Raw genomic sequence first — 25,574 nt, 5'->3', positions numbered from 1 at the left:
ACTTTCTTCTAATCAGGATGATAAGCCTTCTTATAGCGTTCTCCGACTTCTATACTTGTACCATCTTCTATAATATGGCCTTTCTCAATCCAAATAGCTCTCTGGCAGATGCTTTGCACCTGTTCTATGCTATGTGATACAAATAATAATGAAGTATCTTCTTTCATCATACTTTGTATTCTTTTTTCACATTTTTCCTGAAACCGGAAATCTCCAACAGATAATACCTCATCAACAATAAGGATATCAGGAGTTCCAATTGTGGCAATTGCAAATGCCAATCTTGCAAGCATTCCCGAAGAAAAATTTTTTATAGGTACATCCATGAAATCACCCAATTCTGAAAATTCAACAATCCCGTCATAGAACCCCATCATTACACTTCTACTATGACCAAGAATTGCGCCATTTAAGAAAACATTTTCTCTTGCCGTAAGATCCATGTCAAATCCAGCCCCAAGTTCAATTAGAGGTGCTATGGTTCCTTTTACAGACACACTTCCCTTAGTCGGTTTTAACACACCTGCAATGGTCTTTAATAATGTACTTTTTCCACATCCATTCAACCCAACCAGTGCAACAGATTCTCCGCGTTTCATTTTAAAATCAATATCCTGCAAGGCCCAAAATTCATCATGCTTCAAATTATTTTTTATTCTTTTTATAAAATATTCTTTAAAGTTATCTACTTTTTCTGTGGATAAATTAAACTTCATTGAAACATGATTTACTTCAATAATTGTTTCATTCATCTATCTTCTCCTGCTATTACAAGTTTAGTATAAAACTATCCTGCTGTTTATAGAAAATCCACATTCCGGCTCCAAGTGTAACAATCACGGTTACTCCGGAAACCAAAAATGACTGTATGCTAGGTATTGTATTATATATTACTACGTTACGGAAAATGGTAAGAATTCCCGTCAGGGGATTTAATTTTACAATAAATTGAACCCATTTTGGAAGCATTGATATAGAATAAATAACAGGAGTCAAATACATCAATGCTGTGACAAACACAGAATATAAATGCATAACATCCCGGAATCTTACTGTCAATGCCGCTAATATCAATCCAATCCCTAAAGAAAAAACAAATAAATATGCTAAGGGAATTACCGCCAGGAACATTGTCCAGTGTAATTCACTTTTTGTAAAAACCATAACCAGAATTAACGCACAAAAAGATGACAGTATGTTAATTCCGCTGGAAGTAATTCTCGAAACAACAAATAAATATTTAGGAATATACACTTTCTTAATTAAGGATGCATTCCCTAGTATTGCAGTCATTGCGCCGGAAGTTGATTCATTATAGAAATTAAAAATTATTTGGCCTGCCAATAAATACAAGGAATAATTTTCTATGTCAAACCGGAACAGGTTAGAGAAGACAACCGACAAAATCACCATCATCATCAGAGGATTTAAGAGTGTCCACAAAACGCCCATTGCCGACTTTCTATATTTTATCTTTACATCCCTTGCTACCAGTTCATATAGCAACGGCTGAAAACGCTCATAATTAGATAAATACTGCCTCATCCATTCATCCTCTCTACTTTTTATACTCTCTTATACCGCCCCATTTTTGATCCTTTTCAGAAATAATGAGATCTTTTACCGTCATTCCTTCTGGTATTGGCCACTCTATCCCAATGTCGGAGTCATTCCATGCAATTCCACCTTCATCATTGGGATGATAAAAATCAGTACATTTATATGCAAATTCCGCACTATCAGACAAGACGATAAATCCATGCGCAAAATTTTTAGGTATAAAAAACTGCTTTTTATTCTCTGCAGACAGCCTCACACCATACCATTGTCCATAGGTCTTAGAGCCTTGCCTCAAATCGACGACTACATCAAACACTTCTCCGCTTATAACCCGGACCAGCTTATCCTGAGGATAGTTGATTTGAAAATGCAGCCCTCTCAGTACGCCCTTCTTAGAGCTTGACTGATTGTCCTGCACAAACCCCATATCAATGCCGGCCTTTTTGTAATCACTATAGTTATAAGTTTCCATAAAGTACCCTCTCTCATCTCCAAACACGGACGGAGTGATAACCTTTAATCCCTCTATCTTACAGGTTTCTACTGTTATTTTGCCCATATCATACTCCCTTTTCTATTATTGCTGATCAATATATTTACCATCTAATACATCTTTCAAATAGCTTCCATACTGGTTTTTCTGATATAATTCACATGCTTGCTGTAATTTTTCTTTATCAATCCATCCATTGTTGAAAGCAATTTCCTCCAGGCACGCAATTTTCCGGTTCTGATGCGTCTCTACTGTCTTTACAAAATTAGTAGCATCTACTAAAGACTCATGTGTACCAGTATCAAGCCATGTAAATCCCTGTCCAAGTAATGTTACATCCAACTTTCCCTTTTCAAGATAAATTCTGTTCAAATCCGTTATTTCCAATTCTCCCCTGACACTCGGCTTAATTTGCTTTGCGAATTCAACAACGTGATTATCATAAAAATATAGGCCGGTTACCGCATAATTAGATTTTGGATTTTGAGGCTTTTCCGCTAAAGACACTGCCTTTCCTTCATTGTCAAATTCCACAACACCAAATCGTTCAGGATCATCTACATAATATCCAAATACAGTGGCCCCTTCTTCTTTTCCTGCTGCCGACTTAAGCCTCTTTCGTAATCCATGTCCATGAAAAATGTTATCCCCTAATATCATGGCACAGCTATCACCGTCAATAAATTCTTCACCCAATAAAAATGCCTGTGCAAGGCCATCCGGTGACGGCTGAATTTTATATTGCAGGCTAATACCAAATTGGCTGCCATCTTTTAAAAGTTCCTCAAAACGCTGGGTATCATCCGGTGTAGAAATAATCAAAATATCCCTGATTCCTGCCTCCATTAAAATACTTAGTGGATAGTAAATCATCGGTTTGTCATAAATAGGCAGCAACTGCTTACTTGTCACCTGTGTCAATGGATAGAGCCTTGTTCCTGAACCACCTGCTAAAATAATACCTTTCATTCTTCTTCCTCCATTTTTGCATAACGCAAATTAGCAGTACCTCTCGATACTGCCCTTTAATTTATGCTATTTATACATTTCTTCGTAATATTTCTGATAATCACCACTGGTTACATTTTTCATCCATTCTTCATGTTCAAAAAACCATTTAATCGTAAGCTTTATACCTTCTTGGAACATTGTCTCCGGATACCAGCCAATCTCTTCTTTGATTTTATCCGGCGCAATTGCATAACGCCTGTCATGTCCTTTTCTATCTTCTACATAGGTAATTAGATTTTCAGATACAAGCTGTTTTCTAGGGTCACCCTCCGGCAGCATCTCCTGTAATGTGTCCAAAATAATATAAATAATTTCAATATTCTGCTTTTCATTATGTCCACCAATATTATATGTCTCAAAAAGACGTCCCTTTTCCTGTACCATATCAATTCCTTTGGCATGGTCTTCTACATATAACCAGTCACGAACATTTTTTCCATCTCCATAAACCGGAAGCTTTTTCCCCTGCAATGCATTGTTAATAATTAAAGGAATTAACTTTTCCGGAAACTGATATGGTCCATAATTGTTACTGCAATTTGTGATATTTGCAGGAAATTTATAAGTATCCATATAAGACTTCACCAGCATATCTGAAGAAGCTTTGCTTGCAGAGTATGGACTATGGGGATCATAGGGTGTCGTCTCGTAAAAATACTCGCCTTCATTTTCCAGAGAACCATAAACCTCATCTGTGGAGACATGTAAAAACTTCTTATCTGCTTTGAAGGTGCCGTCCTCTAGTTCCCACGCTGCCTTTGCTGCATTAAGCATCACCAGGGTCCCCAGTACATTCGTCTTTACAAATACATCTGGATTCTTAATGCTTCTGTCAACATGGCTCTCTGCGGCAAAATGTACTACCCTGTCAATCTCATTCTCTTCAAAAATTTTATTTATTGTATCTGCATCACAGATGTCCGCTTTTACAAATACATAATTATCCCTATCCTGAATATCTTTTAAATTCTCTAAATTTCCCGCGTAAGTCAGCTTATCCACATTAATGATACGAATTTCGTTGTTATATTTTTCAAACATATAATGAATATAGTTTGAACCTATAAATCCAGCTCCGCCAGTTACCAAATATGTTTTCATACGTAACCTCCAATAAATAATCTTTACCTAGTATAGCATTGTGTTTCTAAAATGGCAAGCATCCTGCACCTTATTAAACATTAGTAATTCAATAAATTTACCTTCACATCTAATTACTCCAAATATAGTATTCTCCTTTATTTATTTTCTTATATAAACGGTATCCCATTTCTCTTAGATATGGCCCACACTCTGCTTTATTTACCACCACACAATTAACACCATACTTCTTCAATTCCTTTTCAAGAAAACTGCCTGTTTCATCTGACGGGTCTGTAACAAACTTGTCGTAATATTCTTGTGAGTATCCCTCTAAATCAGAGCCTTTATCAACCCGATACCTGTTTATCGCTGACAAAACTACAATGTTCGGTGCAAATGTTCGTATTTGAACTGCTAAATTGTGGACAGTTCCATTCATCGAAACTCCCTCTGACAGAACTACACTCAATTCCCCCCCCCTATTTTCCGATAGCTTTTCCAATTCCTCTCCTAATTGAATTGTAGAGCCTGGTATAAAGTATGGATTTTCTAAAATAGTCTTCAGATTATACTTGATATTTGCATCCACTGGTTCCTCTGTTGCAAATAATTCTCCTCCATATGAATCGAACGCTACAGCATCTGATACTATTAAAATTATGCCTGATGTTAAGTACAGAGCTTTAACTATTTTCTTATTTTTTAAGCACTTATAAAGCAACCAATATAGATAAATAACATTTATTATTACATATGTATATGCCCATGTGGCCCATGCTCTCCCAGTTACAAATCTGTATACAGATAAAGTCTCAAATACGTCATTAGCTTGAGGGATTACCATTGTTCCCATGCAGATAAGCATAACACAATTCAGCTTTATTATAGTCTGTTCTTTCCAAAAAAAACTAAAAATAAACACAACTGTACATAAAATCATTATTGGAGATTTTACCGCCAGAAGGACATATTTATATACTTCTTCCTGGAAGTCCCCATTTCCCTGCATAAATATACCAGTAAACACGTATATAACCCCTAACAGAAGTGCTACAATCCTTCCCTTTTCTTTATAATGGAATAATAATCCAATTTCTAAATATGCAAAAGTTGTTATGACAATTAGCGGCAATGCAATACTTGACTTAGATATCAATACACAACCAACAACACTGAAGAACATCATCGTTTTAATATCTATCCTGCCTATTTCTACAACAAAGACCAACAATAAAAGAATAGATAACGTTTTGGTTATACTAGACCCATAAAACATTGCACTATTAAATTGAAACATATCCCGCACAAAAAATAAATTTGTATCTTGGAGATACAAATAAAATCCTCCAAACAATAGGGCTACAACCGTAACAAACTGTGCTCCTCTAATCTTAATTCCTGCTGATAACTTTGTAAAAATCTGCTCCGCAAATAATTTCAGGCAGTTCAAAAATAAAAAGTATTGAAATGCCGATTGAAACAATCTCAGAAATAATGTTGCCTTCACATTAAGTATTCTTACGTAAAAGGAAGCCTCTAATTCCCATGTATTGAATATATAAGAATCTAGGCTTGCATGTAAATCACCTACAGAATAGTTTGTCCTGAAACCTGTTGCATTGTAAGGCATGGTTGCCACTTTTGTAATATAATACCCATCATCCAAATGATTGCCATACCAAAAAGCATTATAATAAAAAAATAGCATTCCAGATAAAAATATACAAACTGATAAAAGAACCCAATTATCCTTTATATAATTCCATAAGATAGTTCTCCATTGCATCTTTTGACTTTTATTTCTTTCTACTATTAAGGCTGCTAATATAACAATCCATAGTATTACCATAAATATCGCAAAGATATTCCACGGCATGTTGAATATTTGTATGGTAATACCAGCTACTGCAACCGTAAAGCTATAAGCAAGGTATCCTGTAACAAAATAAAAGGAAGTGCTTTTCGTTTTCCTACATAAAAATTTTCCAATACCGTGCAATAGTACTGTAAAAACTATCCAAAATACAAAACAAACTATATATTCTCTCATTCTTCTACTTGTTCCTTTTTCTCCTCTTTATCTATTTTCCTATCTATGGCAATCTGCTGTGCCAGTGCCTCAATTTTGTGTTCCAACAGTGATATCTGCAAAGTCATAAAAAACATTTTAATTATTAATACAAAAATAATTACCAAGAACACCATACTGATTGGTGACTGAAATCCAATAAAATTGGAAATCTGATAAAGAACTCCCGGGAAGATTCCCATAATAACCAAAATACTCGCAAAAGTAATCCAAAATATCATATATTCAATTTTCAACTTCGCCTGGCGTATTCTTTTTAACATAAATACAAGCATCAAAACAGCACTGATGATTAGTAGAATTCTGATTAAAACTGACATGATTTTTCTATCTCCTCTTCCTGAAATTTTGTACAAAGAATATAGATACCAGCATTTTTATCATATATCTGGCAGAGCCTGTAAGATTCAGATAACTCTCGCCAAACTGTCTCTCTTCCATTGTCACCTGTACTTCTGAGACTTTTGCACCATTTTTCAAAAGATAGGATACAGTGTCTGGTTCTGGTCCATAATTTAGATTCTGTGCAAATTCCTCAATCATTGGTTTAGAAAACATTCTCATGCCAGAAGTGGGATCCGATACCCTCACCCCGGTAGTCATCTTTATGGCTACTGTTAATATTTTGCTGCCTATCATTCTCAGTGACTTGCTTTTTCTGTAATTTAAAAATCGGGAGCCGATAACAATATCATACCCCCCTTTCATTCTGTCCAACATTGCCTGAATGAATTCGGGCCTGTGCTGTCCATCTGCATCAAATTGAATAGCATAGGAATACCCCTTAATGTATGCATATTTTAAACCGGCCTGAAAAGCTCCCGCCAAGCCTAAATTTGTAGGCAAATCTAATAATTCATAGCCTTTGTTTCTGCATATTTCCGCAGTTCTGTCTCTAGAACCGTCATTGACAATAATATAGTCGTACTGAGCATAATTATCTCTAATGTATGTTACCACATTTTCAATATTTTCCTCTTCATTATACGCAGGTATCACGATTAGTAATTCGCTTTGCATATTATCTTTCCCTTCTTTTGTATCTCCATAGGAACATTAACAATCGCTTTCCATCCTGGATTGTTTATGAAACGATTCCCTTCTCAGTTATATCTTCCACTTCATCTGCCCTAACATTCCAGGTGAAGTGTTTCAACACTCTATCATAATTATTATTTACTGCTCTTTTTCGGTGCTCCGGATTATCCAGCACATATTCTATGGCTTTTTTTAAAACTTCAGAGCTTTGATTTTGTTCTAAAACAGTCCCATACTCCAAACTAGTAATTAATTCTTTTGACCCCCCTGCTGTTGTTGTAATTGTATAACATCTGCAAACTGCCGCTTCTAGTACAGAAGTTGGGAATCCTTCCGGATAATCAGAGGGAAGACAAAAAATCAATGATTTCTTCATAAGTTCAAGAACCTCATCATGTTTTACCCGTCCTAACCATATACAATTATCATCCCCACATCCTGAAAGCCTGTCATATAATTCCCCATCCCCGGCAACCACCAGGTATAGCTCCGGATATTCTTTTTTCAATTCCCTGAAGGCTTCTACCAGCTTTTCAATTCCTTTTTCCTTTAGCAGACGCCCAGCATATAAAATAATGTCTACGTTAGCAGGAATACCATATTTTTTACATATATCTTGTTTTTCTGAGCTCTGTGCCACTTCATACTCAATAGAATTATATAAGACACCTTGTGAAACAATGCGAAAGTGCTTTAACCATTCGTTACAGGCTTGTGAAACTCCCAGGAATTTACAATCGAAAGCTTTTAGAACTTTTGTTATAACATGTTCATAGATTTCAAACATCTTGTTGACAAAATTTCCGCCTATATTAATATGATTTGTGGAATGATCCAGTAAAATACAAGGAATACTTTTCCGCTTTGCATATCTGGCCCCATAGACAGACAAAGGATAATATCTTGTTTGAACAATTACTAAATCAAATTCATGCTTTTTCATGCTTCTATCAAACATTCTAAAAGCTTTATTAAATCTCATAAGAGGAAGTCTTCCATTAAAAGCTTGTATTCCTGGAATTTCAATAATTCGAACATCATTTTCCATCCTATTTTCAGTTGTTTTTTTTTCATTTAATGTAATAATAGTGACTTCATTTCCTCTTTTTACTAACGCCTTTGCCAGACAGTGTGTATATACTTCTACGCCACCCAGTTTAGGCAGATAATTAGCAGTAAAGAAGCAATATCTCTTTGACATATCTGATTTATCCTTTCACTGTACCCTTCCTTTTTAATTAACATTATTTCGTCATGGCACTCATATATATACATTTGCTTTTTAGCACGCCTAATTTACTCAGAGACTTATGCAACAGTATGCTTAGCAATACACTTAAACACATAATCATGAACCAAATCAATATTCCCTGGAATGAGGAACTGTTCACACTTTTGGGAACATAGTGTTTATACACTGAGCGCAAAAAAATATGTATCAAATATAACTCTAGTGAATATTTACCCATTGTACCCAAAAAACGGTTTAACTGTCCAACATTTAAAAATTTTAGTATACCCCCAATACTCAAACTACAACCAAGTCCCAGTGGTAAATAAATCAAACGTACTACTCCGGGAAACCTCATCATATAGTTTAAGATAAATGCAATGGCAATAAATCCTGCCGTAATACTTCCCATCACAAAAAACTGTATTTTATTAATTTTATGATTTATCATCACCCGTTCTGCTAATAGATTTCCTAATATAAAGCTACTAATCCTCCAAAAAGCAATTTCTGTCAGTCCAAAATAATAAGGATTAATTACATATACTAAAAAAGGTAAAGCAAATCCCAATGCAATAAAAATTCCTTTTTTCAAAACTGTTGTTTCTTTCATAAACACTCGAAAAATAAAAGGATATACGGCGTATATAGGAAGGATCAATGCTATATACCAAACTGTATAAACTCCTTCTTTCCAAAAAGACAACAAACTAATATCTAAAAAGAACCTTCCAACATTCTTTTCCAGGCAGATATCCTTCCATATCCAAAACGGAAAAGCTATCACCAAATAGGGAATCACAACCCGGTTAATTCTTTTTGTATAGAACTGCAAAAGATTTTCATTTTTGAAAAGAGAAAAAAACAGGCCAATCCCAGACATTAAAAGGAACATTTCCACTCCAATCATACCCCGATCAATGATAAACCTTATCATTGGTACTCCCTTTAAAGCCCGTGGGAATAATTCCAGCCCATGCATCAACATGATCCAAATGATCGCTGTTCCCATAATCTGGCTTCTGTATGTACTTAAAATCCCCCATGTAATCTGTTTATCTTCTAACCTTTTCACAAATCTCTCCTCCAAGTTTTGCTTCCTCTACCTATCTGTCAAATAATTCTTTATATTGCACAATAGAGTACTCTTGAATTCCCTTAAAATCCTATGCTTCTTCCCAACTATACCAGTTCCTTTCATAATCCATAACTCCGTTCACATTAATCACAGGATACGTTACATACAAACTTTCCAAATATTTCTGATAATCATTAAGTGGTAAACCTGCCGCTTTCATAAGCAATACCTGCAAATAATTCACACTCATATTATCATAAGATTGTCTCACCATCTCATAATTTGAATAAAGAATATATGGTGTTTGGTACTTCTTCGCCTGCTTTAAAATATCAGAATCTGCAGACCCTTGCTGAATTTCTTCATAAAAACCCGTTTCAGCAGAAGGCTGATGATCTCCAAACATACAGATAAGTACTGGGTTCTCTCTGTGAAAAATATGTAATTAACTCTTCAAAAGCAGCATCTGATTCTCTTATAAGGCTCAGATATTGTTCTGTCTGAGGATAAGACCCGGACAAGTCTGTAATATGTACAGTCCTTTCATATACTTCACTCACATAACCACCATGATTTTACATAGTTACATTGAAAAGAAACACATTCTCGTTTTTCTCTTCAGCCTTTTCATACCTTGTAATGACATTCTTATAATTACCACTGTCTGATATCATGCCGCGAATGGTATCCTTATTTACCCAATCTTCAATGTAATATGTTTCATCAAATCCAAATGCCTGATAAACATTTTTTCTATTCCAGCCACTTGAATTCATAGGATGCATGAATATACTATACTGGATCCGTAAACTTAGCGTATCATTTTCACATAATTCTGATAAGGCATAATTCCACCTGCTAAGAACACGTTTGAAAATCCTGTCAAAAATTCAAATTCTGTATTTGCAGTCAGCCCTCCGAATACAGGCACGCTTGTATATCCGCAGATTACATTCTCCTGTAGACTATCGAAGTATTCCAGGTATTTCGCATCTGTCTCAAAGTCCCCTACTGCACTAAGATCTGAGAAGCTCTCATTCATAATATCCGGTTTCTTCCCATTTAATTCTGTACTGTTGTATAAAACCAGTAAATAACATAACGTTACAATTCCTGCTCCGATTCTTCTTTTTATATCTTTTTGCCTGTATTCACATCGTAGTGCTGACAGTATCACTGCAAGCGCAACCAGTATAATATAAGCTCGGTGATATGTAAATACCAGTTCATATCCTTCTCACACATTAAGTGCAGTCCTCAGTGCATAAATGTCTGCTGTACGGATACAATTATATGTTTTTATATAAATTTCTTATCATATCTAAGCATTTACTTCGGTATTTTCCCACCATTTTATCTATCTGCTCCATTTTCAGGATATTGTATTCCACCTCAACATGCCTATCTTACCACTTATTCATTATTTTTTCCACCTTTTTTCTTTTGTATATTGTAGTTAAAGTATGAACAATAATTTGAATATTTACTTTAATTATCGTATAATGCTATCATTACTAGTAAATACAAACTTATACCGCATTTAACATTAGTAGTTCAATTAGCGTATATTGATGGGTATTTTTATGAAAGGACTTTACAAATGATTGATAACTTAACGACCACATTGGCTGGTATCTTGCGCCATATTCTGAAGATATTATCCATTGGCAGATTTCACAAGAAAAGAGTAGTGTTCTTCAGTTACTTTGGTTCACAATACTCCTGTAATCCCAAGTATATTTCCCAGTATCTGCATGAACATATGCCCGAATTTGAGATTGTATGGGCATTTGTCTGCCCTCATGAGTTTAGGAATCTAGAAGCTAAAAATATAAAAACTGTTAAATATAACTCTCTTTCCTTTCTCAGAATTTGCCTGACCTCCAGATACATTATTACAAATTCCGAGATTCCTGCCTGGTTTCCGCTTACAGGACGCCAGACGCTCATCAACACCTGGCATGGAGGAGGCGCTTACAAAAAGGTGGGAGCTGCCTACCAAAAAGAAACTATCGGAAAGCAAAAAAGAGCGCAAATCGCCCGGAAGAATCCTTGTATATATCTCTCCAGTTCACGGGCCTTTAGTGAGATGACGCTTCAGCAAAGCTTCCTGCATACCGGTGATATACTAACATATGGTATGCCAAGAAATGATATGTTAATCAAACAAAATCGAGAGGATTTGTATGAAAAAGTCAAAAATTTTTATAATATTCCTGCCGAAAACCATATACTATTATATGCTCCCACATACAGGGAGTCTAAAAAGGCTTCAGAATATTTATTTAACTGCACTAAAATGAGACAAGTATTAACACAGCGTTTTGGCGGCGACTGGTCGATTCTTTTCCGAATGCACTATTTCATTATGGAACAACTCGAATTCTCGGAGGAATATATTGATGCTTCCCAATATTCTGATATGCAGGAATTATTATATGTATCCGATATCCTGATTACAGATTATTCCTCTTCTATGTGGGATTTCGCATTGATGAACAAACCTTGCTTTTTATTTGCAACAGATCTGAATCACTATGATTTATCCAGAGGATTTTATACAGATATCCACACATGGCCTTATCCTTTGGCTGAGAATATAGAAGAATTGCTTGCAAATATCCAAAATTTTAATAATATACTTTACTCTGAAGATGTTCAAAAACACTTTAATGATTTAGGTAATCTGGAATCTGGGGACTCAGCAAAAAAAGTTTGTGAATATATGCTGAAAAATTTATAAACTTAATGGGGACGTACCCAACATTGGTTGTCCCCATTGAAATAAAAACTTAATTTGAGTGTTTGAAATTATCTATGTAAATAACCTTTCTATGATAATTAGATTTGAGGCAGGAGGGACTTTTGGAAGACTTTCCTGTCTTAGTTATAATATAGTGAAAAGCTCAATACATGTCAAGAGTGCCTCCTAAATGACAGTAGCAGGCATTCTTAGACACATCGCTTTATGCTATTCTGGAATACACCCTTTATACATGATAGACAATACACCTTTGCTACTCCGTATCGGGAAAAGTAACCTGAATCAATTCCTTAATTCCAGAAAGTCCATCTGCGCAAAGGATAAGGATGTCCTTTACTCCGCGGTTTTCTTCTTTCCATAAAAATAGCCTCCTATGATAGTTTGTTTTATCATAGGAGGTTATTACATTTACTATTTTACATACTCTTTTTCACAGGCCATATTCAGGCGCTTTTTGCATTTTTCAAAAAATGTAAAAGAATGCCATTTATTTTAAATACAATTAAATACAATTCTACCAAATCATATTTTAACAATATTTTTTGAATTTTCTGAAAACTATCTAAGGTTTTATCATCCTTATTTTTCAAAGTATCTCTCATTGGCTGAAGTCTGGTCATTGTCCGAAAACGCCTGCATTTTTCCCGAAAGCCTTCCGTATTCTCTTCATGCATAAAATCAGTACGCATACAAGTACCGATTGTAACCATTACGCCTTTCGTAAAGACCGATCTGAATAAAGGAGATTTATGATGAGTTCTGATAAATTCATCCTGCTTTTGCAATACAATTGTGAAAATTTTATAAGCATCCTGTCTGTATCTTTTGGAAACAGACTCTATACTATACCTATAATAATATAACTGCTGATTATAATATGATATTTTCTCCGCCCGTTCAAACAGATTTAAATAAAAAATAATGTCCTGGGAACGAACCAATTCTGGCTCAAAAAGGATTCCTGTCTTTCTCAGAAATTCATGATTGATTAACTTACACCATGTTCCCCCCATCATATTTTCCGGCGGTTGGAAGGAAAAACTGGGATGGCAGCGCACCATTGTTTTTAATTCAGCTTCATCTTTTAATGACCCATCAAATTCATCTATATCATTTTCGAAAAACTGGTTTTTAGCTATTACGTTTTTCTCCTTCACAGCATAATTCGCAAATATTAGAATATCAGAATTCAATTTTAAAGCTCTTTCCAGTATTTTTTCGCACATATCCAGCCCGCACCAGTCATCTGCATCCACAAAGGTTATCCACTCTCCCCGGGCAATAGCCAGGCCTGCATTTCTGGCCACTGCTACTCCTTGATTTTCCTGATGAATCACCTTTATACGCGCATCCTTTTTCTGATATTCATCGCATATACTTCCGGAGATATCTGTAGAGCCATCATCAATCATAATGATTTCAATTTCTTTCAGAGATTGCTGCAGCAGACTTTCTACACACTTTCGCAAATATTCTTCTTTTATGTTATAAACGGGGACAATAATTGATATCTTAGGCATCTCTCTTCCTTTACTTTTCATCTATTTCTTCGTATCTTACATATACTTCTTTTAATTTCTCTAAAGAGTCTATATAATGGGTTAGCATAAATATCATTTTTTCTCTTTTTCTAGTCACTAAAACATCTGTGGCCGCATCCTCCATGTGGAATACTGTAATTTCAGGACTATATACCATTTTCTTCCCATTTGAAATCATATGCTTATATAAAAACTCTTCCTCCCAAAATAAAAATGTACTCTTATCTAACCCATCAAATGCTTTGATATATTCCTGGGAAAAAACAAGAAAACAACCATGCAGTTTTACGTTTTCTTTCCGTTTTAAATATTCCTTTGCGGTACTCTTCTGTTTTCCAAATAAAATCCCCTTGATTGATGCAAGTTTGTAATAAAGCGGTGCATAATGGTATTGATACCGCTTCAAATCTTTTCTATAATGCTGTATTTTTCTGTCAATCTCTTTTACATCAGAAAACTCTGCTCTCTGTGGGTTTACATCACACCGACCGTCTTTTGTCATAATCATGGGGCCTAATACGGAAAAATGGCTATAGGTATACTCTTTATTTATCTTTTTTATTAGAGACCTTTCCGTCAGAAATACATCATTGTTCATCAAAACAATATATCGGGGATTCCATTTTTGTTTTGCATAGAGAAACCCTACATTATTTCCTCTTGCAAATCCTTGATTTTGCGAGTTAACAATCACAGTTATATCCGGCTCATTCTCATAAATATCCCGCAATTTTGCCCCCGTCCCATTACTGGAAGCATTATCCACAATAATAATATGATAGTTATCAGTATCCAAATTGTCTCTGATATACCTTACAGATTGCTCGGTCTCTTTTAGCGCCATGTAATGTAATATTACAAATACTATTTCCACTTTTCATTCCTCTATTATTACCAATCTACTTTTTCTTGTTTTCCAACCATATATCCCCAAAAAGGAAGCGATACATATGATATTTAAGCATTAACATTCTTATTTTTGTCATAGAAAATTCCATATCCGACAGCTTTGCATTTCTGATTGCTTCTCTGTATGGTTCTGTCCTCATCAGGACAGAAAACTCCCGTATCAACGCTGTCATTCTGCCCCCTTTTTTCAAATAATATCTTCCTATCAAAAACCAGGCAATATACATTACCCGTATATAATAAGTATTTCGAAACTCAAAATTATTTTGAATTTCAGGTTCGATTTCGTAATACTTTTTCAGTATTCTTGTTGAGGTCTCTACATGCTCCCTAAAAAAAGTGTGAGTTGTAGATTCCTGATGAATTCTATAATGATACAGTGGTAAATTCAAATACAAAAAATTCCGGATATGCATGTAATATTGATAATTAAAAAGCTTATCTTCTCCTTGTTTGAAGGAGATATCAAAGGTAATATCGTGTTTTTCAATAATTTTTCTTTTATATAAATGACAAACCGGCATACCTAACGTAGGAATTTTCAATTCCCTTTTCCTTACTGCAATGGTTCTTAGTAGGAAAAGTCTGGCCTCCTCCAATCTCTGGGGCTCCTCCACCCATATAGATTCAGGATAATTTTTTCTTATAATCTCACGGCTTGGATAATTAAAATAAAGATTCCACACCACCATATCCGGAGCCCTGCCCGCCATGTTTTCAAGGACTTCCTTTATCATATTTTTTTCTATCCAATCATCAGCATCTACAAAACAAATCCACGTTCCCTCTGCTTCCCGCATTCCGCGGTTTCGTGCCGCTGATACCCCTTGATTTTCCTGATGTATTACCTTAACTCTTTCATCTGCATTTCGATATTCATCACATATGAGCCCCTCATTATTCTTAGAGCCATCATCCACAAGAATCAATTCTATCTTTTGATACTCCTGTTGAAGAATGCTTTCTATACATGCCCTTAAATAATGATCCTGTACATGATATACCGGAACGATAATACTTACTAATTCCATAAATTATTCTCCCAATATCATGTCAAAAATCATCCGTTCATACATCTCCTGTAAATCAACCTCCGGCTGCCAGCCCAACTCCCGCATCTTTGCGCTGCTTAACTTCATTTTAACAGATGGTGCATAACCGAATGACAATACAGATTCTGGTATTTCAAACTTCACCTTGATTTTTCCACCGCTGATTTTCTCTGCTACCAGCTTTGCCATCTCTCTTATCTGCATATGCGTATTTTCATTTACAATATTATAGGCTTCACCTTTTTCGCCTTTGCACCCTAAAAGAAGTAATGCTTTTATGACATCCCTTATATAACAATAATTTCCTTCCGATGTACCTTCTGTATGCAGTATAATATCTTCTCCGTGAATTGCGCTTTTTGCAAACTGTATATATACCCTGCTGTCACTGGGCAATACTCCAGCCCCAAAAGTCTGGGCCAGTCTGGCAATTTTCACAGGTACCCCATATTCCGAAGCATATGCCGTACATAAACATTCGCAAATCCGTTTCCCTTCTGAATAGCTGCTCCTAACACTGCTAATGTCTATATATCCCAAATCCTTCTCTGAGATATACTCAAGCTCAGAATCCGGCCTGCCATACACCTCCATCGAAGATACATAAACCACTCCTCTAACCTGTTTTTCTTTGGCGAACTCTAAGATATTCCGTGTTCCTTGATAGGCAGTTTCTATTGTACATACCGGATGATCCACCATTGTTTTTGATGTAGTGACACTTGCGGTGTGGAAAATATAATCTATATCATCTTTATAATCCACCGGCTCTATAATATCACCAATGTATAATTCTATATCATCTCTTTTTATTGACCTTCCATATATCTGCTCTGCTTTCTTACGGCTTCTCACACCTGCAATCACACGAACATTTAAATTGTTCTTCCGATTGCCGCACAAAAGGCTTTTTACAAGGGAAGATCCAATCAGCCCGGTTGCCCCCGTAACAAATACAGTGGTATTTTTATACACGTCAAAATCAATACCGCTGTCTGCAATCATCTCAAGGTCTTCCTGCTGTTTTGAACTTTTAAAACATTCCTCTGTTAGCTTCATCCGCTCTGTCATAGATTTACTCCTAATCCCGATAAAAAACATCTCTCGTATATACTTTTTCTTTTACATCATCTAATATTCTATCATAACGGTTAGCAATAATTACATCTGCTGCTTCTTTAAATCTTTCAAGGCTCTCCACTACCTCCGAATGATAAAATTCCTTTTCTTTAATCGACGGCTCATAAACAATCACCCTGATTCCTTCACCTTTCAGCCTTTTCATCACTCCTTGAATGGAAGACTGTCTGAAATTATCCGAATCCGCTTTCATTGTCAGTCTGTAAACACCTACTGTTTTGGGATTTCGTTTTAATATCTGAGCTGCTACAAAGTCTTTTCGTGTACGGTTTGCTTCCACAATGGCCGTCATAATATCATTTGGCACATCATTATAATTAGCCAGCAGCTGTTTTGTGTCTTTTGGAAGACAATACCCTCCGTATCCAAAAGACGGATTGTTATAATGGTTTCCTATACGTGGGTCTAATCCAATACCTTCAATAATCTGCTTTGTATCCAACCCTTTTGTTTCTGCATATGTGTCCAACTCATTGAAGTACGCAACCCTTAGGGCCAGATACGTATTGGCAAACAGCTTGATTGCTTCAGCTTCTGTTGTATCCGTAATCAAAACAGTAATATCTTCTTTCATTGCCCCTTCTTCCAAAAGCTTTGAGAATTCCTGTGCCTTCTGATGAAGTAACTTATTTCCCTTTGGCGCACCCACTACAATCCTGGAAGGATACAGGTTGTCGTATAGAGCATGTCCTTCTCTTAAAAATTCCGGGGAAAATAGAAAACTATGTTTACTATACTTTTCAATTAATCTTTCCGTGTATCCTACCGGCACTGTGGATTTAATTACAATAACTGCCTGTGAATTCACCTCCAGTACCTTTTCAATTACTGATTCTACTGAAGAAGTATCAAAGTAGTTTTTATCCGGGTCATAGTTGGTAGGTGTAGCAATAATCACGTAATCTGCATTTTGCAGTTCCTCCTGCAAGGTTATCCCTGCATGCAGATTTAATTTTTTGTATCCCAGAAATTCTTCTACTTCTTTATCCTGAAGAGGCGATTTACGTGCATTAATTAAATTCACTTTCTCTTCTGAAATATCATACGCATATACCTCATGATTCTGTGACAATAATATTGCATTTGATAATCCAACATAGCCGATGCCCGCTACCACAATTCTCACGTTCCTTTTCCTCCCCGATAATAAAGTGATTATTTTCCTGTCACTGCTCTAATTTTCTTTATAATTTTATTTTTATACTCATGTAAATATGGATCCTTTATCAGCAATAGAATTGCAAAATATCCGAATACACAGACCGCTACTGTGATAAACAGCCTGGAAACCTGACTGTCAACCAACCGATCCGCACACCAGCGTGCAATAAAAAACCAGATACTTGCCGCAAGGTAAACCGGAAGCCTCTTATACAGGGTTTTTACTTCCACAATTTTTCTAACATAGTTAGTCAGTATGAAAAACACAATAAACTCCGAAAAAAGCGTGGCAATAGAAGCCCCCGTTACACCTACTGTCGGAATCAACACTATATTTGCCACTAAATTAAACACAGCCCCGCCGATTGTCGATGTCAGTACTTCCTTGTCCTTCTTGTACGGTGTACATACCTGATATGCAAGTACCCTGTTCACCGCTCCAACTATAACCCTGGCCGATAGAATCTTTGCTGCCAGGGTTCCACCCAAAAATTCTTTGCCGCTAAACAATAATATCAAGATATCGCTAGTACACATCATACCAACCGCAGCAGGTATTGATATCATTAAAAGCACATCCATAGATGACTTCAGCAGTCTTTCATATTCCTTTTTCAGTCCATTTCCTATATAGTAGGACACTCTGGGCAGAATTGTAGCTGATATCGTACCAATCAGAGTGCTGATTACCAAATTAATTTTTATTGCTGCTGTATATACACCTACGGCAGCATCACCCTTCATTGCTCCAAGCATCGTTGTATCCAGTGTCATATAGATACTGGAGGCAAGGCTTGTCCCAAAGATTAAAAAAATTGGTTTTAAATGCTTCCTATATTCACAAGATTGCTTTTCTCGCCAATCAATAAACTTTCTGGAATGCCATAAATTTAAAATGGCTGATCCACCAGACGAAATCACCGTCAGTGCCGCATACCAAAAATAATCCTCTCTGCTTTTTACCAGCAAGAATAGCAGTACCAGTGATACAAACTGAAATAAAATGGCACGTTTCGTAATATAGGAGTACTCCTCCTTGATGATAAAAAGCCACTCCATACCTATCGTTGTAAACACAATTCCGGCACTGAATATAATCAGCAGCTTTTTATATCCCTGCAGGATCGGCAAGTTCAAAAACACTATTAATAATATATAGGAAATAAGAGTCGTACACAGGTTGATATTTAATATTTCTTTTGCAAATTTATTAAACTTTTCCTTGTCATCCCGTATCCTGGCACCTTCTCGTACTGCATAAGTACTGATTCCCAGGGAGGCTATTAAAGCAAAGTAAGTAATAATGGAACTGGCATATCCCACTTTCCCGATACCAACAGACCCCAGGATTCTTGAAGCATAGGGAAATGTAATGAGCGGAAACAGTACACTCATCAGCGTCTTTATTCCATTTGCTATGAGATTAAAGGTAATTGACTTTTGCTGCATATTTATTTGCCTCCAAATAGGCTTTTTATTGTTCTTCTCCAAACTCTATCACATATGGCCTGTGATTTACACGCTTTTCCTCCGGGGGCAGTTTCATATAATCCCCAAAAATTCTGGTCAAAAGCTGATCCGTATTTTGGGGGATGTTCACATAAAAATCCATAAAAGGCTTTCTCTGCATAGGATAAACATCACTTTTTTTCATAGCATTAACCCATGGCTTAGGAGTCTCAAAGGCTGCATAATATTCAGTACGCTTGTGATTGTACCTCTGTGAAACTTTTTGAAACCTTCGGTAAACCTTTATAGGAGTAATATGGAGTATCCTGAGACAAAGGCGTACCATATTGCAGATAAATTCTGCCGTCCTCTTCTTTAATCCGTGATAAGGGATAAAAGGAGTTCCTTTTCCGCTAAGATAAAGAAGACGTCCTAAAAACCAGGTCATAAAATACTGATATTTCCTTGCTATATATCCGTCTGCAAGATGATCATATACAAAAATATCAATATTAATTCCTGGAATGTAATCACAATTTTTCACATCTCTTGAGATAAACTTTGTCCCCTTTTTCTGAAAATGTGTCACTGTACAAGCATAATTTTTATTTGTTTCACAAGTAAGAAATTCATATTTATCCCCAAGCTCTTCTTCTGCTGCTTTTTCAAAGCGCTCCAGGTCTTCCCGGAATATTCCAATATCAATATCATCATCCCAGGGAATGAAGCCCTGGTGGCGTATGACGCCCAGTGCGCTCCCGAAAATAATAAAAGTATCAATCTTGTACTTTTCACACAAAGCTAAAACATCTTTTAAAATTCCAGCCTGTGTTTGCTGCACTTTTTGCAGTGTTATTTTATCGTAAAATTCTTCCATAATTATCGCCATCCATTGTTATACAATTTTATCCAAAAATCTGTGAATTTTCCTCCGCCTCCACAATTGCCCGAAAGGTATAAAAATCAGAGGGAGTAGTTATCTTTATATTATCAGCTTTTCCGACTACCGGATATAAAGTATACCCTGCTTCAGACATCATTGTGGCAGAGTCAATCATATTATCGACCCCCATCTCTCTTGCCCGGTCATGTGCCTTCAGAAGATTTTGATAAACAAAGCTCTGGGGGGCACGCACAACCCGGCACTTATGCCTGTCAACGCTCTGCACAATCTGCTCATTTTCATCCACCAGCATCACGGTCTCTGTTGCCGGTACAACAGTAACCGCACAACCTTTTTCCTTTGCCATTTTGATATTCTCAGAGATGAGCTTTTCATTTATTAGCGGCCTGACACCATCATGAATCAGAACAATAGAATCTCCGCCAATATCCTCGCGCATAGCATTGAGGCCATTATAGATAGACTCCTGTCCTGTACTGCCGCCGGCCGAAATCCATTTCACCTTTTTTATCTGGTATTTATCCAATAGCTTTTTTAGATAGTCTATCCATTCTGCAATACAAACAACCGAAATTCCGTCTATGTCCGGATGGTTCTCGAAATGTTCCAGTGTATATATAATGATTTCTTTTCCGTGTAATGTAAGGAACTGTTTTGGACGTGTTTTTGTGTTCATTCTCGTGCCAGTTCCTCCTGCGAATATCACTGCATAATTCATTCATCTTTCTCCTTCATGTCTCTGAAAACGCCTTTTCACATTTGTAAAGTATAACACTATTTCTATTCTCTAGCAACCGGTGAATTTCCATCTTCGTGCAGTTCTTCCTATGAGCTCCCTGTTCCTGTAATGAAATATATAATTAAGAAAAAGCGGTGCTGCCATTTTTAACAAACACCGCCTTCTCGCTATTCTTTTATGGTTACTTCCACTTACCTGCATAAGTGACATCATCTTTTCTTCCATACAGCACAACTTTATCTGCTTCCCCAATTTGAATGGAATTTTTAATGTGATAAGCATTTCCTCTTCTTACACAAAGTGTGTCCACTCCATCATTATTCCAGTCTCCCACTAATATAGAATCTGAAGCCCAACCATACTTGATCACAGAGTCTGCCTCTCCTTCGGATAAACTGTTTTTAAAGTAATATGTATTTCCCCGGCGCGCACAAATAGTATCTTTTCCATCTCCATCCCAATCTCCCACCAGTACAGAATCTCCTGCTTTTCCATAGAGAACGACCTGGTCAGCCACTCCGGGCTCAAAGTTATTTTTAATATGATAAGCATTTCCCCGGCGCACGCAAAGTGTATCCACTCCGTCCCCGTCCCAATCTCCGACAAGCACCACATCATTAGCTTTTCCATAGGAGACTACTATGTCCGCCTCTCCGCTTGACAAACTGTTTTTAAAATAATAAGTGTTACCCCTGCGCACACAAAGAGTGTCCACCCCATCTCCATTCCAGTCTCCGACGAGAACTTCATCAGTCGAATATCCATAAGGGACTACCAAATCTGCCTCCCCATTTTTCAGTGAGTACTTAATATGATATTTATTGCCCCTCCTTACAGCTAAGGTTGTTCCCGCAATATCTTCATCTGGATCCTGCGGTGCCAGGTCTGCATTCATCAGAAAATTCAAATCTACATCTTCATTAATTCCTGCCACTCTTCCTGTATCTGAACATTGCCAAATATCATAAGGGCCATTATAACTACAGGTTGTATTGTACTGTGCAACCCATTTGGACCAGGAAGGGTTATTAAATACTGGGCTAGTAAGATATGTATCCCACCAATATAAGTTTGCATAAATTCCGACCTTATATCCCGCTGCTGACACTATATCACAAAAGGTCTTTGCTATTTCCCCTTTCTCTGCTGCAGTTTTACTCTCTACTGCTTTAATTTCCATATCAAAATAAACTGGATAGGATAGATTGCGTCCTCTGATTAATCTAAGCACGTGCTCTGCCTCGCTTTTTGCCATGGCTGTATTTGTTGCGTAAGAAAAGAGATAAACCCCATAGGGAATACCTAGGCGTTCGCATTCTGAGGCATTACGTTCCCAGTACTTGTCATCTTGAGAAGAATGATCGTTTCCAAATCCACATTGAATGATAGCAAACTCTATTCCATCAGCCTTTACTTTTTCCCAATTAATCTCTCCTTGTGCATAACTAACATCAATCCCTTTTTTCACAGCCCCCTCAATTGGATTGCCAATACTATTTACATAAGCGCCATTCACTTTTTGCCATGCATAAGGATAAGAGGCTGTTCTTGCCTGGAGCTGCGGAGTTCTAATTAACTCTCCCTTTTGGTAACGCCAGCTATTTTTCATCATTTCGCTCTGTTCCCCAAGGCCATCCTGTTCTTGAATATTCGTAATACTTTCTTCTGTTCCCGGGTCCCCTATACCGTCGCTTTCTATATCTTCATTTTCCATTCCTGCTGTCTCCGGAATTTCATTGTATGCACCTTCAGCAGATTCCTCTATAATTATCTCCTGGGAGATATCCTGTGTCGCCTCACCTTCTGCATAGACAGGCAAACTGGCAGATATGCTGCCCATCAATATACATATTCCCAAGATTCCAACCAGTATTTTTCTACTCTTCCTTCTCAAGCCATTTCTCCTTCTTATACAACTCATAATATACCTTATTTTTTCCATCTTCCCGCATATGTGATATCATCTGCTTTTCCATATAAGACTACTTGATCAGCCACACCTTCAGCAATACCGTTTTTAATATGATATGCATTGCCTCTCCGTACACACAGAGTATCTTTGCCATCTCCATCCCAGTCTCCGGTTAGTATCTGGTCTGTGGCTCTTCCATATGGAATGGCAGAATCCGCCTCACCATTTGACAAGCTGTTTTTAAAATAATAGACATTTCCTCTGCGCACACATAATGTATCTGTTCCGTCCCCATCCCAGTCACCTACTAAGACTGTATCATTTGCCCGGCCATACAGCACCGTAATGTCCGCCTCACCATCTGACAGACTATTTTTAATGTAATAGGTATTGCCTCGCCGCACACATAGCGTATCCACGCCATTTCCGTCCCAGTCTCCTACCAGAACCTCATCGCCTGCCCTGCCGTATCTTACCACATAATCAGCTTCTCCACCGGATAAACCGTTTTTAAAGTAGTAAATATTTCCCCGGCGTACACACAGAGAGTCCACTCCGTCCCCATCCCAATCGCCGATGAGCACTTCATCACTTGCTTTTCCGTAGGGAACTGTTAAATCAGCGACTCCATCTGATAGGGAATACTTAAAATAATAAGTATTTCCTCTGCGCACAGCTAATGTATCTGCTGTTTTACCTGGAGGCGAAGTGCCTTCTCCAGGTGTTCCCTGATTTACTTTTCCGGATACTACAGTCACATAGTTAGAGCTTACATATGCATACATCTTGGAAAAATCATATCTTCCAGTAGAGCCGTCAATTCCTGTTCTCCCGCTGTTCAATACCGGATCGCTCTGTACTTTGTAGAATTCACTACTTTGTCCTAAGATAAGAAAAGAATGATCTGTCTGGGGCCCTGCTGTAAAGAGCTGTGCAGAAGAAGCATTGCTTTCTTTCCTCACATTCAAATTTATATATCCGGTACCACTGATAACGTCCTTTACCCCGAGAGTATATTTATACCTGTCTTTCCCTTCTGAGTCCAACCCCCACGCAATGGCTGCTGCTTTTTCACCCCAGTAGGGGTCAGAGGCATACTTTACATTAACTCCACTGGCTTTATTTCCCAAAAAGCCACCATAATAATTTTCATTATTGGGGTTCAAGTATCTCTTTGACATCCAGCCTTCTGCAAAGTTTTTGACACATGCATCCACTGTGGAATATGTATCGGAACTGGTTCCCGGAGAATTATCAACAGCATTTAAACCAAAAATATTGTTTTTTGCCTGGGCAATATCACTTCTCCCCCAAGCACTTTCGTTTGCCGCAATCCCTGCCGCCAGAAGAGCATTTATTCCATATGTATTCTGATTGGTAATCAAGCTGTTTCCAAGATTCCAGATTTTAGAACTGTTATTCGTTTTTGCATTGATTTTGCTGCTCAATTGTGTGGCAGTGTAACCAGTCGTGCTTCTAAAAGGCAGATACTGATAATAATTGTAATAAGGACTTTGCGCATTGATAGATCGGCTTCTTGTGTTATTTCTATAATCAGCCAGCATAACTGAGTAATCTGTATAAAAGTAATGTCCGTCATAACTATAATACTTTGTCCCTGTTTTCATGTACGACTGTTGCGGTCCAACATTTAACTCGCTTCTGTAGTCATTAGGAGCAGCATTCATATTGGAACAGATTATATGTATAAGGCTGGTCCCATTTGCATAGTAACTGCTGACTTTTTCAGCGCTTTGACTTACCACTTGCACCTCTGCTTCATTTACCATCCCAATGACACCGCTAATCATAAATTTGACTTTGCCGTTTTCAGTACCCAGGTATGCCGCATCCGCCCCCATGTATCCATATACGTACCCTTTTTTTCCTGTTCCGTATTCCGTATAGTTCATAGGATTTTTAACATCCGCCGCCGTACCATTTTTTTTTGCCCGTAAGTTCACTACCTTATCACTAACATCAAATGTCCGTGCTCTCATAGAAGGTTCCTCCACCACCGGCGAAACCTCATCCATGATGTAAGTAATATTTCCATATTCATCCATTATCTGGATTTCCACAGGAGTAACACTCTCTTCCTCTGACGGCACCGCATTCTCTTCCGCTGAAATATCAGCCTCATTTTCCTCTGACATTTCCTCCTTTTCGTCTTCAGAAACATCCCCCTCCTGCGCCGGTATAGCTGTTTCGTCTTCCACTAAAGTTGTTTCACCTTCTTCTGGAGGAACTATAGTTTCCTCTGCCGGAGCCACTCCTGCATCCTCCGCAGAAACCCGTACGTCCAGCGTAGAAAACATGCTTAAAGCCAGACAAATACTCAATCCGATTGCTAGCCATCGTTTTTTCATATACTCACCCTTATCGTTTGTCCTTTCTGTAATTTCATCATTACCTTCCAT

Annotated in this window: 24 protein-coding genes; 1 reads left to right on the top strand and 23 read right to left on the bottom strand. The window is 37.2% G+C overall.

Features of this window, described 5'->3' with window-relative positions; genetic code table 11:
• Nucleotides 1–8 precede the first annotated feature (8 nt).
• The 13 genes from A8805_RS16585 to A8805_RS16525 all read right to left on the bottom strand — a co-directional run bounded on the left by A8805_RS16585 (nt 9) and on the right by A8805_RS16525 (nt 10,760).
• Nucleotides 9–752: an ABC transporter ATP-binding protein gene (locus A8805_RS16585; protein ID WP_109713196.1), complete on the bottom strand. Its 744-nt coding sequence runs from the start codon at nt 750–752 to the stop codon at nt 9–11.
• A 16-nt stretch (nt 753–768) separates the two neighbouring features.
• A complete protein-coding gene (locus tag A8805_RS16580) occupies nt 769–1,545 on the bottom strand; it encodes an ABC transporter permease (protein ID WP_109713194.1) in 777 nt (258 codons plus the stop codon).
• Nucleotides 1,546–1,558: 13 nt separating this feature from the next.
• Nucleotides 1,559–2,119, bottom strand: coding sequence for a dTDP-4-dehydrorhamnose 3,5-epimerase (rfbC, locus tag A8805_RS16575; protein ID WP_109713192.1), 561 nt, complete (start codon nt 2,117–2,119; stop codon nt 1,559–1,561).
• A gap of 18 nt (nt 2,120–2,137) precedes the next feature.
• Nucleotides 2,138–3,022: a glucose-1-phosphate thymidylyltransferase RfbA gene (gene rfbA / locus A8805_RS16570; RefSeq protein WP_109713190.1), complete on the bottom strand. Its 885-nt coding sequence runs from the start codon at nt 3,020–3,022 to the stop codon at nt 2,138–2,140.
• Between the two features lie 66 nt (nt 3,023–3,088).
• Entirely contained in the window at nt 3,089–4,165 is a 1,077-nt protein-coding gene (gene rfbB / locus A8805_RS16565; RefSeq protein WP_109713188.1) for a dTDP-glucose 4,6-dehydratase, read from the bottom strand.
• Between the two features lie 109 nt (nt 4,166–4,274).
• Entirely contained in the window at nt 4,275–6,197 is a 1,923-nt protein-coding gene (locus A8805_RS16560) for a DUF6077 domain-containing protein (RefSeq protein ID WP_109713186.1), read from the bottom strand.
• Nucleotides 6,194–6,556: a DUF2304 domain-containing protein gene (locus A8805_RS16555; RefSeq protein WP_109713184.1), complete on the bottom strand. Its 363-nt coding sequence runs from the start codon at nt 6,554–6,556 to the stop codon at nt 6,194–6,196. The genes A8805_RS16560 and A8805_RS16555 overlap by 4 nt, the downstream gene beginning before the upstream one ends.
• Nucleotides 6,557–6,563: 7 nt before the next feature.
• On the bottom strand, nt 6,564–7,256 hold the full coding sequence (locus tag A8805_RS16550) for a glycosyltransferase family 2 protein (RefSeq protein ID WP_109713182.1): 693 nt from the start codon (nt 7,254–7,256) through the stop codon (nt 6,564–6,566).
• A 64-nt stretch (nt 7,257–7,320) separates the two neighbouring features.
• Nucleotides 7,321–8,475 (bottom strand): glycosyltransferase family 4 protein, encoded by a 1,155-nt coding sequence (locus tag A8805_RS16545; RefSeq protein ID WP_109713180.1) that lies wholly within the window; start codon nt 8,473–8,475, stop codon nt 7,321–7,323.
• A 43-nt stretch (nt 8,476–8,518) separates the two neighbouring features.
• A complete protein-coding gene (locus A8805_RS16540; protein WP_146199454.1) occupies nt 8,519–9,517 on the bottom strand; it encodes an acyltransferase family protein in 999 nt (332 codons plus the stop codon).
• A gap of 154 nt (nt 9,518–9,671) precedes the next feature.
• On the bottom strand, nt 9,672–9,989 hold the full coding sequence (locus tag A8805_RS16535; RefSeq protein ID WP_109713175.1) for a hypothetical protein: 318 nt from the start codon (nt 9,987–9,989) through the stop codon (nt 9,672–9,674).
• 169 nt (nt 9,990–10,158) lie between these two features.
• Nucleotides 10,159–10,368, bottom strand: coding sequence for a hypothetical protein (locus A8805_RS16530; protein WP_109713172.1), 210 nt, complete (start codon nt 10,366–10,368; stop codon nt 10,159–10,161).
• Nucleotides 10,369–10,394: 26 nt separating this feature from the next.
• Nucleotides 10,395–10,760, bottom strand: coding sequence for a hypothetical protein (locus tag A8805_RS16525; RefSeq protein ID WP_109713171.1), 366 nt, complete (start codon nt 10,758–10,760; stop codon nt 10,395–10,397).
• Nucleotides 10,761–11,183: 423 nt separating this feature from the next.
• Between A8805_RS16525 and A8805_RS16520 the strand changes: the two genes are divergently transcribed.
• A complete protein-coding gene (locus A8805_RS16520; protein WP_109713170.1) occupies nt 11,184–12,326 on the top strand; it encodes a CDP-glycerol glycerophosphotransferase family protein in 1,143 nt (380 codons plus the stop codon).
• Between the two features lie 464 nt (nt 12,327–12,790).
• Here A8805_RS16520 and A8805_RS16515 read toward each other — a convergent pair whose 3' ends face one another.
• From A8805_RS16515 to A8805_RS16470, 10 genes are all read right to left on the bottom strand, one after another.
• Nucleotides 12,791–13,888 carry a glycosyltransferase gene (locus A8805_RS16515; RefSeq protein ID WP_207657718.1) on the bottom strand — a complete coding sequence of 366 codons (1,098 nt, stop codon included), beginning with the start codon at nt 13,886–13,888 and terminating at the stop codon, nt 12,791–12,793.
• Nucleotides 13,878–14,762, bottom strand: coding sequence for a glycosyltransferase family 2 protein (locus A8805_RS16510; RefSeq protein WP_109713169.1), 885 nt, complete (start codon nt 14,760–14,762; stop codon nt 13,878–13,880). Before A8805_RS16510 ends, A8805_RS16515 begins: the two co-directional genes overlap by 11 nt.
• 25 nt (nt 14,763–14,787) lie before the next feature.
• Nucleotides 14,788–15,828, bottom strand: a complete 1,041-nt coding sequence (locus tag A8805_RS16505) for a glycosyltransferase family 2 protein (RefSeq protein WP_109713168.1) — start codon at nt 15,826–15,828, stop codon at nt 14,788–14,790.
• 3 nt (nt 15,829–15,831) lie between these two features.
• Entirely contained in the window at nt 15,832–16,920 is a 1,089-nt protein-coding gene (locus A8805_RS16500) for an NAD-dependent epimerase/dehydratase family protein (protein ID WP_109713167.1), read from the bottom strand.
• A 10-nt stretch (nt 16,921–16,930) separates the two neighbouring features.
• Entirely contained in the window at nt 16,931–18,115 is a 1,185-nt protein-coding gene (locus A8805_RS16495; RefSeq protein ID WP_109713166.1) for a nucleotide sugar dehydrogenase, read from the bottom strand.
• Nucleotides 18,116–18,144: 29 nt separating this feature from the next.
• Nucleotides 18,145–19,599 (bottom strand): flippase, encoded by a 1,455-nt coding sequence (locus A8805_RS16490; protein WP_109713165.1) that lies wholly within the window; start codon nt 19,597–19,599, stop codon nt 18,145–18,147.
• 25 nt (nt 19,600–19,624) lie between these two features.
• Nucleotides 19,625–20,488: a LicD family protein gene (locus A8805_RS16485; protein WP_109713163.1), complete on the bottom strand. Its 864-nt coding sequence runs from the start codon at nt 20,486–20,488 to the stop codon at nt 19,625–19,627.
• A gap of 16 nt (nt 20,489–20,504) precedes the next feature.
• Nucleotides 20,505–21,221, bottom strand: a complete 717-nt coding sequence (gene ispD / locus A8805_RS16480; protein WP_109713162.1) for a 2-C-methyl-D-erythritol 4-phosphate cytidylyltransferase — start codon at nt 21,219–21,221, stop codon at nt 20,505–20,507.
• 202 nt (nt 21,222–21,423) lie between these two features.
• Nucleotides 21,424–23,136, bottom strand: coding sequence for a glycoside hydrolase family 25 protein (locus A8805_RS16475; protein ID WP_181392881.1), 1,713 nt, complete (start codon nt 23,134–23,136; stop codon nt 21,424–21,426).
• A 35-nt stretch (nt 23,137–23,171) separates the two neighbouring features.
• Entirely contained in the window at nt 23,172–25,574 is a 2,403-nt protein-coding gene (locus tag A8805_RS16470) for a glucosaminidase domain-containing protein (protein WP_242992451.1), read from the bottom strand.

The sequence above is a fragment of the Faecalicatena contorta genome (assembly GCF_003149105.1).
In the GTDB taxonomy this organism is placed as follows: Bacteria; Bacillota; Clostridia; order Lachnospirales; family Lachnospiraceae; genus Muricomes; species Muricomes contortus_C.
This window is presented reverse-complemented; position numbering and strand designations above follow the sequence as displayed.

What these genes read in the sequence shown, in the direction of transcription:
- A8805_RS16585 (WP_109713196.1), bottom strand. Translation starts at nt 752, where the DNA reads ATGAATGAAACAATTATTGAAGTAAATCATGTTTCAATGAAGTTTAAT.
- A8805_RS16580 (WP_109713194.1), bottom strand. Translation starts at nt 1,545, where the DNA reads ATGAGGCAGTATTTATCTAATTATGAGCGTTTTCAGCCGTTGCTATAT.
- rfbC (WP_109713192.1), bottom strand. Translation starts at nt 2,119, where the DNA reads ATGGGCAAAATAACAGTAGAAACCTGTAAGATAGAGGGATTAAAGGTT.
- rfbA (WP_109713190.1), bottom strand. Translation starts at nt 3,022, where the DNA reads ATGAAAGGTATTATTTTAGCAGGTGGTTCAGGAACAAGGCTCTATCCA.
- rfbB (WP_109713188.1), bottom strand. Translation starts at nt 4,165, where the DNA reads ATGAAAACATATTTGGTAACTGGCGGAGCTGGATTTATAGGTTCAAAC.
- A8805_RS16560 (WP_109713186.1), bottom strand. Translation starts at nt 6,197, where the DNA reads ATGAGAGAATATATAGTTTGTTTTGTATTTTGGATAGTTTTTACAGTA.
- A8805_RS16555 (WP_109713184.1), bottom strand. Translation starts at nt 6,556, where the DNA reads ATGTCAGTTTTAATCAGAATTCTACTAATCATCAGTGCTGTTTTGATG.
- A8805_RS16550 (WP_109713182.1), bottom strand. Translation starts at nt 7,256, where the DNA reads ATGCAAAGCGAATTACTAATCGTGATACCTGCGTATAATGAAGAGGAA.
- A8805_RS16545 (WP_109713180.1), bottom strand. Translation starts at nt 8,475, where the DNA reads ATGTCAAAGAGATATTGCTTCTTTACTGCTAATTATCTGCCTAAACTG.
- A8805_RS16540 (WP_146199454.1), bottom strand. Translation starts at nt 9,517, where the DNA reads ATGGGAACAGCGATCATTTGGATCATGTTGATGCATGGGCTGGAATTA.
- A8805_RS16535 (WP_109713175.1), bottom strand. Translation starts at nt 9,989, where the DNA reads ATGTTTGGAGATCATCAGCCTTCTGCTGAAACGGGTTTTTATGAAGAA.
- A8805_RS16530 (WP_109713172.1), bottom strand. Translation starts at nt 10,368, where the DNA reads ATGCATCCTATGAATTCAAGTGGCTGGAATAGAAAAAATGTTTATCAG.
- A8805_RS16520 (WP_109713170.1), top strand. Translation starts at nt 11,184, where the DNA reads ATGATTGATAACTTAACGACCACATTGGCTGGTATCTTGCGCCATATT.
- A8805_RS16515 (WP_207657718.1), bottom strand. Translation starts at nt 13,888, where the DNA reads ATGAAAAGTAAAGGAAGAGAGATGCCTAAGATATCAATTATTGTCCCC.
- A8805_RS16505 (WP_109713168.1), bottom strand. Translation starts at nt 15,828, where the DNA reads ATGGAATTAGTAAGTATTATCGTTCCGGTATATCATGTACAGGATCAT.
- A8805_RS16500 (WP_109713167.1), bottom strand. Translation starts at nt 16,920, where the DNA reads ATGACAGAGCGGATGAAGCTAACAGAGGAATGTTTTAAAAGTTCAAAA.
- A8805_RS16490 (WP_109713165.1), bottom strand. Translation starts at nt 19,599, where the DNA reads ATGCAGCAAAAGTCAATTACCTTTAATCTCATAGCAAATGGAATAAAG.
- A8805_RS16485 (WP_109713163.1), bottom strand. Translation starts at nt 20,488, where the DNA reads ATGGCGATAATTATGGAAGAATTTTACGATAAAATAACACTGCAAAAA.
- ispD (WP_109713162.1), bottom strand. Translation starts at nt 21,221, where the DNA reads ATGAATTATGCAGTGATATTCGCAGGAGGAACTGGCACGAGAATGAAC.
- A8805_RS16470 (WP_242992451.1), bottom strand. Translation starts at nt 25,574, where the DNA reads ATGGAAGGTAATGATGAAATTACAGAAAGGACAAACGATAAGGGTGAG.